The organism is Haloprofundus halobius, from assembly GCF_020097835.1.
Lineage (GTDB): Archaea > Halobacteriota > Halobacteria > Halobacteriales > Haloferacaceae > Haloprofundus > Haloprofundus halobius.
Window position 1 is genome coordinate 2,432,198 of sequence record NZ_CP083666.1, and the last position, 16,468, is coordinate 2,448,665.

At 66.2% G+C, this 16,468-nt stretch carries 17 protein-coding genes; 11 read left to right on the plus strand and 6 right to left on the minus strand.

Annotated features, from left to right (window positions below):
* The first annotated feature begins 19 nt into the window (after window positions 1-19).
* Window positions 20-1,099 (plus strand): geranylgeranyl reductase family protein, encoded by a 1,080-nt coding sequence (locus tag LAQ74_RS12830; RefSeq protein ID WP_224332928.1) that lies wholly within the window; start codon window positions 20-22, stop codon window positions 1,097-1,099.
* A gap of 9 nt (window positions 1,100-1,108) precedes the next feature.
* On the opposite strand, the gene ygfZ is transcribed toward LAQ74_RS12830, so the two are convergent.
* Together ygfZ and LAQ74_RS12840 are read right to left on the minus strand one after the other, a co-directional pair.
* Complete coding sequence (ygfZ, locus tag LAQ74_RS12835) at window positions 1,109-2,209, minus strand: CAF17-like 4Fe-4S cluster assembly/insertion protein YgfZ (RefSeq protein WP_224332929.1); 1,101 nt, start codon at window positions 2,207-2,209, stop codon at window positions 1,109-1,111.
* Between the two features lie 81 nt (window positions 2,210-2,290).
* A complete protein-coding gene (locus tag LAQ74_RS12840; RefSeq protein ID WP_224332930.1) occupies window positions 2,291-2,590 on the minus strand; it encodes a DUF6432 family protein in 300 nt (99 codons plus the stop codon).
* 169 nt (window positions 2,591-2,759) lie between these two features.
* On the opposite strand from LAQ74_RS12840, the gene LAQ74_RS12845 reads away from it, so the two are divergent.
* Both LAQ74_RS12845 and LAQ74_RS12850 read left to right on the plus strand, forming a co-directional pair.
* Complete coding sequence (locus tag LAQ74_RS12845; protein ID WP_224332931.1) at window positions 2,760-3,620, plus strand: DUF7093 family protein; 861 nt, start codon at window positions 2,760-2,762, stop codon at window positions 3,618-3,620.
* A gap of 126 nt (window positions 3,621-3,746) precedes the next feature.
* Window positions 3,747-4,130, plus strand: a complete 384-nt coding sequence (locus tag LAQ74_RS12850; RefSeq protein ID WP_224332932.1) for a DUF5611 family protein — start codon at window positions 3,747-3,749, stop codon at window positions 4,128-4,130.
* Window positions 4,131-4,462: 332 nt separating this feature from the next.
* On the opposite strand, the gene LAQ74_RS12855 is transcribed toward LAQ74_RS12850, so the two are convergent.
* A complete protein-coding gene (locus tag LAQ74_RS12855; protein ID WP_224332933.1) occupies window positions 4,463-5,200 on the minus strand; it encodes an SDR family NAD(P)-dependent oxidoreductase in 738 nt (245 codons plus the stop codon).
* Window positions 5,201-5,369: 169 nt separating this feature from the next.
* On the opposite strand from LAQ74_RS12855, the gene LAQ74_RS12860 reads away from it, so the two are divergent.
* From LAQ74_RS12860 to LAQ74_RS12875, 4 genes are all read left to right on the plus strand, one after another.
* Entirely contained in the window at window positions 5,370-5,825 is a 456-nt protein-coding gene (locus tag LAQ74_RS12860) for a universal stress protein (protein WP_224332934.1), read from the plus strand.
* Window positions 5,826-5,931: 106 nt separating this feature from the next.
* Window positions 5,932-6,624 carry a TIGR00266 family protein gene (locus LAQ74_RS12865; RefSeq protein ID WP_224332935.1) on the plus strand — a complete coding sequence of 231 codons (693 nt, stop codon included), beginning with the start codon at window positions 5,932-5,934 and terminating at the stop codon, window positions 6,622-6,624.
* Between the two features lie 136 nt (window positions 6,625-6,760).
* Window positions 6,761-7,729 carry an ROK family protein gene (locus LAQ74_RS12870; protein WP_224332936.1) on the plus strand — a complete coding sequence of 323 codons (969 nt, stop codon included), beginning with the start codon at window positions 6,761-6,763 and terminating at the stop codon, window positions 7,727-7,729.
* A 184-nt stretch (window positions 7,730-7,913) separates the two neighbouring features.
* Window positions 7,914-9,398 (plus strand): LVIVD repeat-containing protein, encoded by a 1,485-nt coding sequence (locus LAQ74_RS12875; RefSeq protein WP_224332937.1) that lies wholly within the window; start codon window positions 7,914-7,916, stop codon window positions 9,396-9,398.
* A gap of 48 nt (window positions 9,399-9,446) precedes the next feature.
* On the opposite strand, the gene LAQ74_RS12880 is transcribed toward LAQ74_RS12875, so the two are convergent.
* Window positions 9,447-10,526 carry a CNNM domain-containing protein gene (locus LAQ74_RS12880; protein WP_224332938.1) on the minus strand — a complete coding sequence of 360 codons (1,080 nt, stop codon included), beginning with the start codon at window positions 10,524-10,526 and terminating at the stop codon, window positions 9,447-9,449.
* A gap of 129 nt (window positions 10,527-10,655) precedes the next feature.
* On the opposite strand from LAQ74_RS12880, the gene LAQ74_RS12885 reads away from it, so the two are divergent.
* Window positions 10,656-10,982, plus strand: a complete 327-nt coding sequence (locus LAQ74_RS12885) for a NifU family protein (protein ID WP_224332939.1) — start codon at window positions 10,656-10,658, stop codon at window positions 10,980-10,982.
* Between the two features lie 235 nt (window positions 10,983-11,217).
* On the opposite strand, the gene LAQ74_RS12890 is transcribed toward LAQ74_RS12885, so the two are convergent.
* Together LAQ74_RS12890 and LAQ74_RS12895 are read right to left on the minus strand one after the other, a co-directional pair.
* Entirely contained in the window at window positions 11,218-12,615 is a 1,398-nt protein-coding gene (locus LAQ74_RS12890; RefSeq protein WP_224332940.1) for a ribonuclease FAU-1 family protein, read from the minus strand.
* Entirely contained in the window at window positions 12,612-12,986 is a 375-nt protein-coding gene (locus tag LAQ74_RS12895) for a DUF7532 family protein (protein WP_224332941.1), read from the minus strand. Before LAQ74_RS12895 ends, LAQ74_RS12890 begins: the two co-directional genes overlap by 4 nt.
* 140 nt (window positions 12,987-13,126) lie before the next feature.
* Here LAQ74_RS12895 and LAQ74_RS12900 point away from each other — a divergent pair, with 140 nt between their 5' ends.
* The 3 genes from LAQ74_RS12900 (at window position 13,127) to LAQ74_RS12910 (ending at window position 16,467) form a co-directional block, all read left to right on the plus strand.
* Window positions 13,127-14,134, plus strand: coding sequence for a PrsW family intramembrane metalloprotease (locus LAQ74_RS12900; RefSeq protein ID WP_224332942.1), 1,008 nt, complete (start codon window positions 13,127-13,129; stop codon window positions 14,132-14,134).
* Between the two features lie 104 nt (window positions 14,135-14,238).
* Window positions 14,239-14,415: an HVO_0416 family zinc finger protein gene (locus LAQ74_RS12905; RefSeq protein WP_224332943.1), complete on the plus strand. Its 177-nt coding sequence runs from the start codon at window positions 14,239-14,241 to the stop codon at window positions 14,413-14,415.
* Between the two features lie 207 nt (window positions 14,416-14,622).
* Window positions 14,623-16,467 (plus strand): UvrD-helicase domain-containing protein, encoded by a 1,845-nt coding sequence (locus LAQ74_RS12910; protein WP_224332944.1) that lies wholly within the window; start codon window positions 14,623-14,625, stop codon window positions 16,465-16,467.
* The last annotated feature ends 1 nt before the right edge of the window (window position 16,468 follow it).

Below are 16,468 nucleotides of genomic sequence, written 5' to 3' on the forward strand. Positions count from 1 at the left end.
GACGGGTCACTCACGACCGATGTACGATTTCGTCGTGGTCGGCGTCGGTCCCGCAGGCGCACGCTTCGCCCGCCGCGCCGCCGAGGATGGATACGACGTGCTCGCACTCGAAAAGGGGGAGGTCGGCACGCCGCTGGCGTGTTCGGGTCACGTCAGTACCGACATCTGGGCGTACGTCCCCGACGCGGCGAAGGAGAAACTGTTCCAAAATCGCATCTACGGCGCGAACTTCCGCGTCGGCGGCCCCGACACGGACGCGAACCCCTTCTACAAGGACGAGGAGATATCGAACGTCATCGACCGCGTCGAACTCGACCGAACGCTCGCCGCCGCCGCCCGCGACGCCGGCGCCGACGTGCGCGAGGGTCACACTGTCACCGACGTGCAAGAGCGCGCCGACGGCGTCACCATCACCGCGAGTGCCGGCGGCGAGGAAGAGACGTTCGAGGCGAAGATGGTCGCCGGCTGTGACGGCCCCGTCTCGAAGGTTCGCCGCGAAGTCGGCGTGCCGGAGCCGGGCGAGTTGCTTCACGGAGTCTTGGCCTTCGACGACGAGGCCGACCACGGCGACTTCGTCGACGTCCACCTCACCGTCCCGCGCTTCTTCGCGTGGCGCATCCCCCGCGGCGACGCCGGCGTCGAGTACGGGTTGGCTGCACCGCCGGGCAAGGAGGTCAGAGAGATGTTCGACGTGTTGACCGACACCTACGACGTTGAGACGAGTCACTTCTGCTCGGGCGCGATACCGATCGGTCCGCCGCCGTCGGTAACCTCTCGGCGGGTGTTCCTGATCGGGGATGCGGCCGCACAGACGAAGCCGTTCACCGGCGGCGGCATCCTCTACGGGATGACCGCCGCCGACCACGCAGTCCGCGAAATCGACCCCGACCGCCCGCGGACGCTCGGCGAGTACGAGACGGCATGGCGGACGGACCTCGAACGGGAGATTCGACTCGGCCACTGGGTTCGGCGGGCGTACTCCCTGCCCGAACCCGTCCAGCGCGCCGGTCTCAAAGCGCTCTCCGGAAAAATCGGCGTCCACATGGACCGGCCGTCGTCGCTGTTCTCCGCCGAGCAGTTGCGAGCGTTCTTCTCGTAGCTCTCGTTTCTACTCCTGCGTCGACGCCTCGTACGTCGGCACTCGCCCCGAGCGGTCGCTGCCGTCGACGAACGGGAGGTCAGTCCGTGTCGCTGCCGTCGACTCCCCCTCGACGCGAACCGAGAGTTCGGTCGGTTCGACGTCGAAGTCGACGAGTGCGAGCGCGATGGGCCGGTCGAGGGTCGGACTGTCGACGGCGCGGGTGATTTCGCCCACCGAGGCGTCGCCGTCGAACACCGCCGCGCCGGACTCCGGTAGCGCGTCGGGGAGCAGTCCGACGAGACGCTTACTCGGTCGTCCTCGGTTTTCGACCTTCGAGACGACCTCTTGGCCGACGAAACAGCCCTTCGAGAAGTCGAGCGCGTTGCGGACGCCGAGCACGTTCGGCAGTCGCCCCGAGAGTTCGCTCTCGAACAGCGGCGTTCCGGCTTCGGCGGTGAGCGTCTCCCACGTCCGGTAGCCGAACGGGACGGCGTTCAGCCCGTGGAGGAGTAGCGTCGAGAACACGTCCGGCGCGTCGGCGGCGGCGCAGACCACCTCGTACCCCTCCTCGCCGGTCGGCGCGTCGGCAGCGACGACGGTGACGCCTGCGTCGCCCATCGACCCGCGGACGAACGATAGATGCGGTTCCGGCGCGCCCGCGCCGTTGAGCACGGAGGCGACCTTCTCGGTCGACTGCGGGCCGTGGACGCCGAAGACGCCGAAGTCGGCGGAGGCGTCTCGAATCTCGACGTCCTGGATGAACACCTTCCCCTGCCAGTCGGCGACGAGCGACTCCGTGACCTGCGGCGGCACGAAGAGCAGCAGTCGCTCGCCGGCGTTGTAGACGTACATGTCGGCCTCGGTACGACCCTGTGGGTCCAACAGCAGTGCGTACGTTCCCTCGCCGTCCTCGCGCGGGACGCGGTTGGAGACGACGTTGTCGACGTACTCGATTCGGTCGTCGCCGGAGACGACGACGACGCCGTAGCCCATCTCGACGACGCCGACGCCGTTTCTGACCGCTTTGTGCGTGCGTTCGGGGCGACCGTAGTGGGCGACGACGCGGCGGTCGTCGCGTGTCTCGTAAGTCGCGCCGTGGTCGTCGTGGAGGTCTCCGACGAGAGTCATCGCCGAGGCGTAGGTCGCCGGGCGGTAAAAACGGTGTCCACCTGACGGTAGCGCCCGAGTCGGCGCCGGGTTCGTGGCACTTCAGAGGCCGAGTCGATCTCGAACCGCGTCGAGGAGACTTCGGTCTGCGTCGGCCGCCTCGTCGGTGTCGGGGACGACGTGGTCGGCGGGCATGATGCGGACGCGCTCCTCGGTTTGGTCGACGGTGATGAGGTTGTCCTCTTTCAACTCCGCGAGCGCCGACTCCAGCGTGTCGATATCGGCGTCGACCGCCGCTCGAAGCTCCAGAACCGTCATCCCGTCGTCGGCCCTGTCGACGAGTGCGTCGAGTACCGCGACTTCCACGTCGCCTCGATTGCGATACTCCCGCTTGGCTCTCATACAGTATGCATTCTCCCCAACCGGTTTACCGTTACCGGCGAGTCGACGTGACTGTCGCCCGCTCAGGGGAGTCCGACGTCGGAACTGTGAACCGTCGGTTCCGAGGTGTCGGCCGCGCGTCAGACGCCGAGGGGGTAGTTTTTAGTCACGGAGGTCGGAATTCCCGGCAATGGGACTCAGGTGTCTGCTCGGGCACGACTTCGGCGAGACGGAGTTGGAGCGCGAGCGGGAGGAGAACGGCGAAGAGATGGTCGTCACCATCCGCGAGGTGAAGACCTGCGACCGCTGCGGCGAGACGCAGATCGTCAGCGAGAACAAGGAAGTCACGGCCGTACCGGGGCCCGACTCCGCGCTCGGCGATGACGACGCGACGACGGGGGTCGCCGCCGAGACGGAGCTCACCGGTGATACCATCGAGGAGCAGTTCGAGGGCGACGACGATTTCGAACCGCCACAGAGCGCCGAGGAGGACGACGGGATCATCCTCGACGACGAGGAGACGGCCGAACCGGAGCCCGAGCGGCAGCCGGGCGAGTGGCCGGAGGCGAACGTCGGCGACGACAGCGACGACCGGATGCCGACGGTCGAAGAGGTCGAAGGGGCCGAAGCCGCGGACGAGGGAGGGTCCGACGCCGACGCCACCGACGACCCGACGCCGTGGCCGGAGGTCGACGGCGACGACGAGGGGTTCGACGCCGAACCATCCGACGGGTCGCCCTCGGACGTGACGTTCGGCGGTCTCGCACCGGAGCGGGCCGACGACGAAACGGAGTACGAGAGCCGAAACGGCTACGACGCGGAGTTCATCGCCAACGGCGACGAACAACTCAACGGCGCGAGCGACACCGCCGACGGCTTCACGCGCGACGAGAGCGCCGCCGTCGAACTGGAGACCCGGAGCGAGGACGTGCCGACCGAGTACGTCTGCCCGGAGTGCGGACTCACCAGACCGTCGAACGGCAGTTCGCTCCGCGCGGGCGACATCTGTCCGGAGTGCCGTCGGGGCTACATCGCCGAACGCGAGCGGTAGTCGGTGCTTTTTTCGAGCGGAGACGGGGAGCGAGGAGCGCGCCAAAGGAACAGTCAGCGTCTGACACGGGTATATAGGGCACGCTCGGACGAAACAAGTAAACCATCCCCTCGCAAACGGTGGCGCATGAAGCAGTACAAGATGCGACGCGGCGAGACGCTCGAGGAGAACGCACCGGACCTCAAAGCGACCATCGAGGGGTACTTCGGCCCGGTCACAGGGACCGAGGAACACGACGGCCACGAACTGTACGTCGTCGGCGAACCCGAAAACCCGGTGTTCGAGCGCATCATCGCCGGCGCGGCGACGTTCAGCGGCAAGAAGGACAAACTCGCCGTCCACTTCGAGGAGCGCGACGCCGCGGAGGTCATCGCGGAGGGCAACGCCGACGCCGCACAGGACGCCGTCGACGCGAAGAACAGCTTCCTGCTCGAAGTGACGGGCCGCGACGCGAAGTCCCGCCGCAACTCGATGAAACGCGCCGTCGAGGACGACACACCCGACGTATAACGACCTTTTAACGCCCACCTTTTGCGCTGCGGGCTGGCTTCGCCAGCCCTCGGCAAAAGCTGGACCAAAAGCATTCGTCGCTCAGTTCGGCGGCGAAGCCGCCTCCCTTCGCTCCTCAGCCCGCTCGCTCCCTACGGTCGCTCGCGGTACAACAGCCGAGCGACGACCGGCGGCGGAGTGTCGCCGCCAACGGTTCTACCACGAGCGAGGGCGCTAGCCCGAGGGAGTGGGCCGACGACCGAGCAGAACGAAGTGAAGCGAGGGAGGAGTGCTTTTGGTCCAGCTTTTGCCGAGGGCGCGCGAAGCGCGCCCACAGCGCAAAAGGTGGGGTTCTAGAGGGTCTCCGGAAGCCACCCGCCGTCGACTTCGACGTTCTCGCCGCTGATGTAGCCGCTGTCCTCGTCGAGGAAGAACAGCAACGCCTGCGACAGATCCTCGAAGGAGGCCGGGCGACCGCGCGGCAGTTCGTCGGGGAACTCGTCGGAGTTCTCGGCGACGTACGGCGAGACGGCGTTGACGGTGACCCCGTCGTCCTGCGTGTCGGCCGCGAGCATCCGCGTGAACATCAGCACGCCGGTTTTAGCGACGAAGTACGGGAAGTTCTTCGGGTAGACCAGCGCCTTCTCGCTGCCCGCGTAACCGACGTTGACGATGCGCCCCCAGCCCTCGTCGCGCATCGCCGGAAGCGCGCGTTTCGAGCAGAGATACGTCCCGTAGAAGTTCGTCTCGACGACGCGTTGCCACGTGTCGAACTCCATCTCCTCCCAGTGTGTCGGCGCGAAGTCGCCGACGTTGTTGACGAGTACGTCGACGGAACGGAGCGTCGATTCGACGGTCGAGAAGAGGTCGTCGACGCCCTCGGGGTCGGTCACGTCGCCCTGCGTCGTCGTCGCCGAGACACCCCGACTCTCGGCCTCCGCGGCGACGTCTTCGGCTTCCTCGGCGCTCGAATGGTAGTGGACGGCGACGTCCGCGCCGCAGTCGGCCGCCGACAGCAGGAGTTCGCGACCGATACCTTTCGCGCTACCGGTCACGAGAACAGTACGACCCGACAGGTCGGGAGAGAGCATGCGGAGACATCGGCCGCTGCGGGCAAAAGTGTACACGCGGCGGGGGAAATATACATGACCCGTGCGAACAGTTGTCATCACAGAGCCACAGCAGAGCAGTACAAATGTTTATTCGTTATTGAGTAAATTCTTCGTCACGTTTAAGTACTGCACGCGATTACAGAAATCCATGACAGTAGATACGATTCTGTTGGCAGTCGGTGCCGGAGACGCCGAACGGGTCGAACGACTCGGGGAAGTCGCCGTCGACATCGCGGGACCGACCGGGGCGAAAGTCGTCCTCGGCCACGTGTTCACGCGCGACGAGTACGACGACACCCTCGACAACCTGTCCTTCGACCGGACCGCCGAGGAGGTGTCGCCCGACGACGTCGCCGGGAGACACGCGACGATACGCGACCTCACGAAGACGCTCGACGGCGCCGGCGTCGACTACGAGGTTCGCGGTGCGGTGGGCAAACACGGGACGAGCATCGTCGACCTGGCGTCGAACGTCGGGTCGGACCTGATAATCGTCGGTGGTCGCCAGCGTTCGCCGACGGGCAAAGCCGTCTTCGGCAGCACCGCCCAGGAGGTCATGCTGTCGGCGCCGTGCCCCGTGACGTTCGTCCGGTCGGACGACTGAACGGCGGTCGGTCGGACGGTAGAACGATGACCGACGGTGTCCGCCGAATCCGGTGAGGTGAGAGCGGGGGCGAACAGTCATCTCGCTCCATGTGGCACAGTTCCGCATGGACCACGAAATCGAGTTCAGGCCGGCGTTCTCGCTTCTGACACTCTCGCTGGAGCCCGGCGAGGCGGTCCGGACCGAGGCGGGGTCGATGGTCAGCTACAGCGACGGTATCGACGTCGAGACGGGCGCGAGCGGCGGCCTCGTCGGGTCGCTCAAGCGGAGTCTGTTGGGCGGCGAGAGCTTCTTTCAGAACACGTTCACCGCCCGGGAGGCCGGAGCGGTGACGCTCGCGCCCCCGCTCCCGGGTGACATCGTCGACTGCCACCTCGACGGCGAGACGCTGTTCGTGCAGTCGGGGTCGTATCTCGCGTCGGGCCGGGATATCGAACTCGACACCCAGTTCGGCGGCGGGCGGTCGTTCTTCGGCGGCGAGGGACTGTTCCTCCTCCGTCTCGACGGTACGGGACCGGCGTTTCTCTCCAGTTACGGCGCGATTCGGGAGAACGAGTTGGCAGACGGAGAGACGTACACCGTAGACACCGGCCACATCGTCGCGTTCGAGTCGTCGGCGACGTTCGACGTGCGAGCCATCGGCAGCCTGCGCTCGACGCTGTTCAGCGGCGAAGGGTTGGTCTGCGAGTTCGAAGGTCCCGGTCGGGTGTGGACGCAGACGCGCAGTCAGGACGCCTTGTTGACGTGGCTGATTCCGAAACTACCGACGAGTACGGCGAACGCGGGGAGTAGTAACTAAGTTCCGAGTATACTGTCACTCGCTGACGCAATCCGTGCGGTAGGGGCGGCCTACGCACAGATTAAGCGATATGATCACCGGCATCTGACGTATCGAATCTGTGCAGTTAAGTGGCGGGACGGTGCTTGTGGATACAATGGCCTACTACGTGGGCGTCGACCTCGGCGCGACGAACGTCCGAGCGGTCGTCGCCGACGACGACGGAACCATCATCGGAAACACGAAACACGGAACGCCGCGCGGCCCGACCGGTATCGCGGTCACCGAGGAGGTGCTCAGCGTCGTCCGCGAGGCCTGTGACGAGGCGGGCGTCGACCCGACGGACGTCGTCGCCGCAGGTATCGGCTCTATCGGCCCGCTGGACCTCGCCGAGGGCGCGATAGAGCAACCGGCGAACCTGCCGGACACCATCGACCGCATCCCCCTGACGGGACCGCTGTCGAAACTGCTGGAGACCGAGGAACTCTACCTCCACAACGACACGAACGCGGGCGTCATCGGCGAGCGGTTCTACTCGGACCGCAACCCAGACGACATGGTGTATCTCACCATCTCCTCGGGTATCGGCGCGGGCGTCTGCGTCGACGGCGAGGTGCTCAGCGGCTGGGACGGTAACGCGGGCGAGGTCGGCCACATGACTATCGACCCGCACGGCTTTCGAACCTGCGGCTGCGGCCACGACGGCCACTGGGAGGCGTACTGCTCGGGGAACAACATCCCGCGCTACGCCGAGGAACTGCACGCCGAAGACCCCATCGAGACGTCGCTTCCGATCGAAGACCCCGACTTCTCCGCCATCGACGTGTTCGAACACGCCGGCGACGACGAGTTCGCCGACTACGTCATCGACCAGGTCGGCCACTGGAACGCGATGGGCGTCGCCAACACGATTCACGCCTACGCCCCGCTGGTCGTCTTCATCGGCGGCGCGGTGGCGCTGAACAACCCCGACCTCGTCATGGACCCCATCCGCGAGAAGATGGGCGAGATGGTGTTCATCAACGTCCCCGACATCCAGTTGACGACGCTCGGCGACGACGTGGTGGTTCGCGGGGCGCTCGCGAGTGCGATGACCGGAGGCACGGGCGACCGCACTCGTCTGTAACGACGAGCGCCTTCGCTCGGGTCTCCGAAGGCGGGACGGGTGACCGAACGCGGCTGTAGTGTCGCGCTGATTCGCCCGGCGGAGCGATGAGGCACGGGCGACTGCGCTCGCCTCCGACGCCGAGCGACCCCAACTACCGGGTCGCAGTCGCGTCGCTTATTCGACTGCGCGCTCAGTAGTGACTATGCGCAGACGTGACGTACTGCGCGGGAGCGCGGCCGCGCTCGGACTGTCGACGGCGTCGACGCTGACCACTAGCCGAGGTGCCGCTCATCCGGGACCGTACCGCCCGTACGGGTTCGTCGACGTGAAGGGGGCGAAGGAGGCCGTCGTCGCCGACGACGGCGAGACCGCGTTCGTCGCCGCGAGCAGCGGTTACGCCGTCGTCGACGTCTCGGTCGCCGACCGACCCGAGGTGGTCGCCGACCGACGGGGCCTCCTCTCCGACCGAGAGGGCGGGCCACTCCGTCAGGTGTACGACGTGAAACTCGACGACGCCGGCGAGCGACTGCTCGTCGCCGGTCCCGCGAACAACCTCCCGGGCGCGCTCTCGGGACTGCTCGTCGAGGACGTCTCCGATCCCGGGAGCCCCAAGACGGTGGCGTTCTTCGAGACCGACTACCCGATTCACAACTGCTACGTCGACGACGACTACGCCTACCTCACCGGCAACGAGTTCGACCGCAACCCGCTCGTCGTCGTCGACCTGCAAGGCGACGACCCCGAAGAGGTCGCTCGGTGGTCGCTGCTCGACGAGGACGCCGCCTGGGACGACGTCGCGCCGGACCGCCGGACCGTCCACGACGTGTGGGTACAGGACGACGTCGCGTACCTCGCGCACTGGGACGCCGGAACGTGGTTGCTCGACGTCTCGGAGCCGACGGAGCCGTCGGTCGTCACTCGCATCGGCGAACGCTCGCCCGCCGAACTCGCCGCGTCGGACGCGGAGATCGGGCGGCGCGAGTCGACCGTGCCGCCGGGCAACGACCACTACGTGGCGACGAACGAGGACGGGACGCTTCTCGGCATCGGCAAGGAGTCCTGGGCCGTGCGAACCGACGACGACGAACTGGTCGGCGGGCCGAGCGGCGTCGAGCTGTGGGACGTCTCCGAGCCGACGACCCCCGAACGGCTCGCGACCATCGACCCGCCGCCGACGCCGGACCCGACGTACGGCGGCGTCTGGACCACAGCCCACAACTTCGAGATTCGAGACGACCGGCTGTACAGTTCGTGGTACCGCGGCGGCGTCAAGCGCCACGACCTCTCCGACCCGACGACCCCGCGGGAGCTCGCGTGGTGGCGCGACCCCACCGAGACGAAGTTCTGGACCGCCCGCCTCGCCGTCCCCGGCGAGACGTTCGTCGCGAGTAGTATGGGGACCGGTGACACACCCGGACGGGTGTACGTGTTCCCCGACCACGCGGGCCAGCAGACCGACCCCCCGTCGCTCGGAGCCGGCAACGACGGCGAAAACGAGAGCGGAGCCGACGTGTTGACGCCGACACAGACCGGGACGCCGAGTTCGGAGGGCGATGGCGCCGCGACCGGCGGAGACGCGAGCGACTCCTCGGCCATCACCGCGCCCGGCTTCGGCGCTGGAACGGCGGTGACGGCGCTCGGCGTCGGAGCGTGGTGGGCGAAGCGGCGACGCGAAGGGGATGATTGAGCGAGAACCCAAGCGACGGCCGGTCGGAGCCGGGGTCGGCGAGGGCGGTCAGTCCGAGGCCGCCACGTCGGTGTCGGCCTTCCGGTCGGTCGGGTCGCGCATCTCGCCCATTACCTCTTCGAGCGCGTCGGTCGCGGTGAGCAGTCCGACGACCTCGCCCTCGTCCTCGACGAGCGCCAGTTCCTGTTCTTCCTCCTGGAAGCGGTCGATGGCCTCGCTCACCGTCAGGTCGGCCTCGAGCGTCAGCGGCGGCGCGGCGATCCCCTCGAACGTCGCCTCGCCGGAGGAGAGGTCGTCGTACGCGTTGACGACCGTCGGCGCGTAGACGATGCCGCGGAAGTCAGAGAGCGACTCGCCGGTGAGCGGGAACCGCGTGTGCGGGTTCGCCTCGACGACGGCGAGGTTCTCCTCGACGGAGAACTCCGTCGAGAGCACGGCCACGTCGTCGACGTTGACCATCACGTCCGAGATCGGCTGTTCGCCGACTTCGAGGGCGTTCATCACCTCTTCGCGGCGCTCCTCAGAGAGGTCACCGGCTTCCAGAATCGACGCCATCTGTCGGCGGAGGTCCGCGCGGTTCTCGACGCTGTCCTCCTCGGCTTCGGTCCACGACCGGGTGAGTTCGACGCCGAACAGCCGGAGCGTCCACTTAGCGACGCCGTCGCCGAGTTTGATGATGGGGTAGATGGACATCGCGAAGTAGTACAGCGGCGTCGCGCCGTACTTGCAGACCCACTTGCTCCGTTCGACGCCGAGGTAGGTCGGCGTCTGCTCGCCGTGAGTGAGGTGCAGCAGGTTGATGATGAGGAACGCGAGAATCGCGCCCGCACCGACCGACGCGAGGACCGTCCCCCCGAAGAGCGGCTCGAAGATGGCCGCCAACGCCGGTTCCGCGACGATACCGACGGCGATACTCGACGCCGTGATACCGACCTGACAGCTCGTGAGATAGATTTCGAGGCGATCGGTCATATCCCACGCGCGTTCGAGCGCCTTTGAGCCCTGGAACTCGGACTCGGGGAACTGTCGGACTCTCGTGAGCGCGAACTCGATGGCGACGAAGAAACCGTTCGCCAGGATGAGTAGGAGTCCAGCGAATAGCCGGACCGCGACGACAGGAGCTTCCATGTACCGCTACTGTTCGTGGTGCAAGGACAAAACAGGCGGGGACGGTACAGCGTTCGTTCCGGATTATTCACCCAGAATCGTTCGCAGCGAACCACAACATACGCATAGGTGGGGGCCCAAGCATCGGCAATGAGCGACGACAGCCTCAAAGAGCAAATCGAGACCTGGATGGTCGGCCAGATGCCTATCATCCAGATGCACGGCGGCACGAGCGTCGTGCGCGAAGCGAACCCGGAGACGGGCGAAGTCGTCGTCGAACTCGGGGGGACCTGCTCGGGGTGCGGCATCAGCAACGTCACCGCGACCAACATCAAAGCCGACCTCATCCGCGACTTCGAGGACGTCCGCGACGTGACGGTGAAAGTGCCGAGCACCGGCGAGCAAGGCAGCAGCACGGTCGAAGGTGGCCGCGGCGGGGAACTGCAGTTCTCCAACGAGTCCGCCGAGCACTTCTAACGCCGACGAGTCTTCGTTTTCCGTTCTTTCGTTCCGTGTGGTGGTTCTTCGCACACCGCGAGGGGGCGAACTCTCCCCCGGCTTCTTGTACGATAACGCGGCCAACACCTTCGCGTGCGCTAACCGCTGCGCGAAGACGGCCACGGCGGGAGTACGGAGCACCGCTTCGCGTCCGGAGACGTTTCGCTCCGACGTTCCACCCCCCGATGCTCCGTCTGTTCGCCCATTTCGCTCCTCAGAGCGCCCGCTCTAACGACGACGCGACCTGCCGCGTCTTCTCGGCCAACTGCTCGGAGACGTGACCGGCGTCGACGGCCGCGTCGAGTTCGTCGTCGTCGACGCGTTCGACGCGTCCGTCCGGATGCTTCACCACGTCGACGTGGAGGTCGACGTAGCGAATCTCGTCGGGGAAGCACTCGACGGGCGTGCAGATGTTGACGTACGTACCCTTCCGCTCGCCGTCAGCACCCCGGTAGACCGTCGGGTACCACCATCGTCCCTCGCGGAACTTCGTGAGTGCCGTATCGCCCGCCTCGCGCTTCGTGCCGAGCGCGTCGTAGCGTCCGCCGCCCGACATCGTCCGCTCGACGGCGACCGTCCCCTCGTCGTCGCGTTCGACGACTTCGCCCGACCCGAGCGTGATGAGTCGGCCGTTCGGCTTCCCGTGGCCGATGCGCACCGTGTCACCTTCGACGGGGCCGAACTGGTCGGCGACGACGCCGAACGGGAACTCGCCGCCGCCCTCGAACGAGCAGAGCGCTTCCGCGAGATCCACGCCCGAACTCGCCGCGTTCGCGGCGGCTTTCGTCCGATGGTGGCCGGGCATCGTCGTCGACACCTCCCTCCTGAGTGCGTCGAGCGCGAATCTGGACTCGCGGCCGAACCAGATCCACGCCCCGGCAGCGGGGACGACGATGCCGGGGTCGCCGATTGGCTCGGAGAGCGCCGCATCCATCTCCCTGGCACGGGCGCTCGCGCCGTCGAGCGCCTCCCGGAGCGCGCTCATATCCGCCTCCGTCGCGCTGTGTCGCCAGCGGATGCCCCACCCTTCGGGAACGTCGGGGTCCAGGAGGTCGGTCATTCCCGCGAGTTCCCGACCGGCCGCGTCGTCGTGCGTCGCCACCGTGATTTCCTCCTGTCCGGGGACGAGTGTCACGAGGCCGTCGTGGGCGCGGACTTCCGTACCCAATTGCGGTCGGTCGTCGTCCCACGGCGGCGTCGATGCCGTTACCTGGACGCGGAGGGCGTCGCCGGTCTCGACGTGGTCGGCGGCGTTCCGGTAGGGGAGATATCCCTCGGTTGCGCCGAGGTCGACGACCGCCCCGCCGCCGAGCGTCTCGATCACTCGGCCGTCGAACACCGCGCCTTCGGGTGCCGGGTCGGCCCACGCGAACGCGTCGATGCCGACCGCCCGGAGTCGCTCGCGGGCGCGGTCGACGGCCGCCTCGTCGCTGGTGAGGCCGACACCCTGTCGGTCGTCGGTCGTCTCGACGGCCACGTCGTGCGTCTCGGCGTCGAACTCGGCGTCGAAGCGTCGCCTGATGGGTGGCGACGCCTGCACCACGTCGTCGCCCGCGTCGAGGAACAGTCGCGTCAGCGCCGTCGTGTAGATGCCGCGAACGCGGACCTTCATAGGTCGTCGGGGTTGCGGACGAACCGCACCCGGTCGTGAACTGTCGGGCCGAGCGTCAGTTCGACGACCACGTCGGAGAGGATGCGGCCGCCTTCGACCGGAACGCCCCAGGAGTCGAACTGGAGGTAGCCGCGCAGGCTCGCGCCGTGCGTGTAGAGATCGACGTGGTCGACGACGTGTTGTTGGATATCGTCGCTGCTGTGTGCCAGTTCCATGTCCGAGTAGAACGTCTCACCATCGTCGAAGAAGGCCGCCAGGGCGTCGGCGTCGTTCGCGACCGATTCCGCGACGAGGTCCGACGCGTCCCGAATCTGCTCGGCGTCGAGACCGACCTCCCGGAGCGCCGCCTGTGTGCGCGAGTCGAAGTGCATACCGGACGTTGGGCGGGAGGGGTTTTCAGCGTACCTCGTTCGGGGGTCGGCGAGGGCGGGGGATGGTTTCGCGCGACGGAGACCTCGCCGTCGGTGCGAGGAGGCCCAAGAAATTAGATGCTTCCGGGAGATATAGTGGCATGACGAACGAACGGGACCCTATCGAACGAGCGTCAGCGGGGTCGCTCGACCTGTACGACGTGTCGACGTGGGAGGAACGCAGTTCTCTCGACGGTCTCTCCGTCGCGATCTGGAGCCTCGCGACGACGGTGTTTCGCGTCGCCATCGTCCTCGTCGCGCTGTTGTTGCTCATCGGTATCGGGGGACTCACGATGTTTTCGACGCCCGAGGTGGGGATGCTCACCGTCCTCTCCGTGATACCCGCGCTCGGATTGGCCGGCTACGTCTGGTACTCGGACGTGACCAGCAGCGAACCGCTCTCGTTGCTGATCGCGACGTTCCTGCTCGGGGTACTGACGGCGAACTTCGCAGCGCTCATCAACAGCGTCTTGAACCCGTACTTCCAGTTGCTCCCCATCGTGGGGTCGGTGCTGTTCTTCTACCTCGTCGTCGGCCCCGTCGAGGAAACCGTAAAACTGCTCGCGGTACGGCTGTACGCCTACCGGAGCGACCGGTTCAACGCCGTCATCGACGGCGCGGTGTACGGGGCGATGGCCGGGCTCGGCTTCGCGACCATCGAGAACGCGCTGTACATTATGCAGGGCGTCGAACCGGCCCAGTTGGAGTTCGGTCTCGAACTCATCGGCGTCGGCGGCGAGATAACGGCCGTCAGAGCACTCGCCGGCCCCGGTCACGTCATCTATTCGGCGTTCGCGGGCTACTATCTCGGTCTCGCGAAGTTCAACAGCGAGAACGGCGGTCCGATAATCGTCAAGGGACTACTCATCGCGGCGTTCATCCACGCGACGTACAACACCACCGTCGGTATCGGGTCGGGGCTCATCTGGCTGTTCATGCAGACGGTCGTTCCGTTCAGCGTGCCGCAACTGGCCGCCTACCTCTGCTACGTCGTCCTCTACGACGGCTTCTTCGGCTACCTGCTCTACCGGAAGATCAAGCGTTACCGGAACACCTACTGGGCGGTTCACGACGACGAAACCGTCCGCGACGAGAGCGTCGTCAAGTAGTCGACGTAGTCGGCGGAAAGAGCGCGTTTTAGCGCGATTCGACGACTACGGCGCACCGACCCGCCCGCAAAGAATATGTACTGTCATGGCATAGCACGACCCGTATGGCATCCGCACCCAGCGACGACGTGTTCGACCAGTTCTTAGCCGACCGTGGTCACGAGACGGAACCGCAACGCTGGGACCGATCCTATAACAAGAAACAATGCCCCGACTGCGGGGCATTGCACGACGACGACGCGGTGACGTGCACCGTCTGCGGGTGGGACCCGTACGCCTGAGTACGAAACCCTCGTCTCCCGTCGTTTTCGAGATATTTCGACGCGTCCGCTCACGCCCGCCTAGACGTGCAGGTGTCGAGTTCAAGTGACAGTTCGACCGACGCGTCCGGGCGATGCGCAGTTCCGTGGCGAACCCCGCTGCGAGCGTGTTCGCCCCGTCGAAACAAGCCACGTGGTTTATCACACCGTAGGGCGTGAACCGGGATAATGGCTGAGACAGCGCCCACCATCACCCGACTGTTCGGTGGTCCGGGCAGCGGGAAGACGACTGCCCTCCTCAATCGCGTCGAGGAGTTACTCGAAGAGGACGACGTGGAGTTTCGTGACATTCTCGTCGTCTCGTACACACGTGCAGCGGCGCAGGAGGTCAGAGAGCGGCTTGCAGAGCGACTCGACATCTCCCCCCGCGCGCTCCAAGGCAACGTCTGTACGATGCACGCGAAGGCGTACGAACTGCTCGACCTCTCGCGCGGCGACGTCGTCGGCGAGAAGAACAAAAAGGAGTTCTGCGAGGAGTTCGGCCTCGAATACGAGGACGAGTACGGCGGCAAAGGCCGACGTACCGCCCGCTCGACGACCATCGGCAACAAAGTCATCGCGACGAGCCAGTGGCTTCAGCGCACCCAGCGCGACGTCGCCGACTGGTACGACGTCCCGTTCCAGTGGAACGTCGAGAAAGTCCGACTCCCGCCCGAGATCGACCCGAACGCCCAGGAGGGCAACAAGTACACGCCGACGTGGCCCTCTTCGGACGACCGCGTCGACATCCCAGAGGCGATTCGCGCGTGGCGAAACTACAAGGGACAGAACGGTCTCGTCGGCTTCGCCGACATGCTCCAGCGGGTGAAACAGCGCTCGCTGCTGCCGAGCGTCGACTACCTCGTCATCGACGAGTTTCAGGACATCACGACGCTGCAGTACGAGGTGTACGAGGAGTGGAAACCGCACATGAAGCGCGTCCTCATCGCGGGTGACGACGACCAGGTCGTCTACGCCTGGCAGGGCGCGGACCCCAATCTCCTGCTGGACGCCGACCGCGACGAGGACGAGGTGCTGCCGAACTCCTACCGTCTTCCGTCTCGTATCCTCCACGTCGTGAATCGAGAGATTCGACACATCGACAAGCGCCAGGAGAAGGACCTCAAACCAAGAAAGGAGGGTGGCGTCGTGGAGGCCGTCGAAAGCCCGTCGATGCTCAACCTCGTCCGCAACGTCCGTTACACGGTCCAGGAAGACGACGGCGACATCATGCTCCTGTTCCGGGCGCGCTATCAGATGTTCCAGTTCATCGACGACTTCATCGGCGAGGGTATCCCGTTCAGCGTGCTCACCGACCAGCGGATGTGGACCGACCGCCTCACCCAGTACGTCCGCGCCGTCGAGCGCATGGAGAACGAGGAACCCATCACCGGCCTGCAGGCGCGCCGCCTCGCCGACATGCTGCAGGAGTCGGCGTTCGGATCGAACGAGCGCGACGACCTCTACGACCTCATCGACGACTACGAGGAGGAAGCCGACGTCGACGACCTCGCCGAAATCGAGATTCCGCTCGACGAGGTGAAGAACTTCGCGCCGTTCCTCCCCGACTCGACCTCCGCCAGCGACATGGTCCGGAAGGTGACGAGCTTCCAGCGGAAGTCCATCGACGCCTACTTCGGCGGGGAGTACGAGGGGATGGATCCCAACCGCGTCCGCATCGGCACCATCCACTCCGCGAAGGGCCGCGAGGCCGACCACGTGTTCGTCGCCACCGACCTCACCGAGAAGGTGGTCGAGCAGATGGCCGCCACCGTCGAGCAACAGGGTATCGAGGTCAAGGGCGTCGACGAGTTCACGAAGACGACGAGTCCCGTCCCCGTGTTGACGAACAACGAACGACGCGTGTTCTACGTCGGGATGAGCCGTGCGCGCGAGCGCCTCGTCCTCCTCGAGAACCTCGTCGGCGGCGCGCCGACGCTCCCCATCAGCGTGCTCCTCCACAACGAACTCCGCGACGAACCCGTCGAGGAGATGCTCGAGAAAGCCCAAGAGCCGCCAGCGCCGGAGCCGTAGG

Excerpts from the sequence above, each read along its gene's own strand:
- LAQ74_RS12830 (WP_224332928.1), top strand. The coding sequence starts at position 20 with ATGTACGATTTCGTCGTGGTCGGCGTCGGTCCCGCAGGCGCACGCTTC.
- ygfZ (WP_224332929.1), bottom strand. The coding sequence starts at position 2,209 with ATGACTCTCGTCGGAGACCTCCACGACGACCACGGCGCGACTTACGAG.
- LAQ74_RS12840 (WP_224332930.1), bottom strand. The coding sequence starts at position 2,590 with ATGAGAGCCAAGCGGGAGTATCGCAATCGAGGCGACGTGGAAGTCGCG.
- LAQ74_RS12845 (WP_224332931.1), top strand. The coding sequence starts at position 2,760 with ATGGGACTCAGGTGTCTGCTCGGGCACGACTTCGGCGAGACGGAGTTG.
- LAQ74_RS12850 (WP_224332932.1), top strand. The coding sequence starts at position 3,747 with ATGAAGCAGTACAAGATGCGACGCGGCGAGACGCTCGAGGAGAACGCA.
- LAQ74_RS12855 (WP_224332933.1), bottom strand. The coding sequence starts at position 5,200 with ATGCTCTCTCCCGACCTGTCGGGTCGTACTGTTCTCGTGACCGGTAGC.
- LAQ74_RS12860 (WP_224332934.1), top strand. The coding sequence starts at position 5,370 with ATGACAGTAGATACGATTCTGTTGGCAGTCGGTGCCGGAGACGCCGAA.
- LAQ74_RS12865 (WP_224332935.1), top strand. The coding sequence starts at position 5,932 with ATGGACCACGAAATCGAGTTCAGGCCGGCGTTCTCGCTTCTGACACTC.
- LAQ74_RS12870 (WP_224332936.1), top strand. The coding sequence starts at position 6,761 with ATGGCCTACTACGTGGGCGTCGACCTCGGCGCGACGAACGTCCGAGCG.
- LAQ74_RS12875 (WP_224332937.1), top strand. The coding sequence starts at position 7,914 with ATGCGCAGACGTGACGTACTGCGCGGGAGCGCGGCCGCGCTCGGACTG.
- LAQ74_RS12880 (WP_224332938.1), bottom strand. The coding sequence starts at position 10,526 with ATGGAAGCTCCTGTCGTCGCGGTCCGGCTATTCGCTGGACTCCTACTC.
- LAQ74_RS12885 (WP_224332939.1), top strand. The coding sequence starts at position 10,656 with ATGAGCGACGACAGCCTCAAAGAGCAAATCGAGACCTGGATGGTCGGC.
- LAQ74_RS12890 (WP_224332940.1), bottom strand. The coding sequence starts at position 12,615 with ATGAAGGTCCGCGTTCGCGGCATCTACACGACGGCGCTGACGCGACTG.
- LAQ74_RS12895 (WP_224332941.1), bottom strand. The coding sequence starts at position 12,986 with ATGCACTTCGACTCGCGCACACAGGCGGCGCTCCGGGAGGTCGGTCTC.
- LAQ74_RS12900 (WP_224332942.1), top strand. The coding sequence starts at position 13,127 with ATGACGAACGAACGGGACCCTATCGAACGAGCGTCAGCGGGGTCGCTC.
- LAQ74_RS12905 (WP_224332943.1), top strand. The coding sequence starts at position 14,239 with ATGGCATCCGCACCCAGCGACGACGTGTTCGACCAGTTCTTAGCCGAC.
- LAQ74_RS12910 (WP_224332944.1), top strand. The coding sequence starts at position 14,623 with ATGGCTGAGACAGCGCCCACCATCACCCGACTGTTCGGTGGTCCGGGC.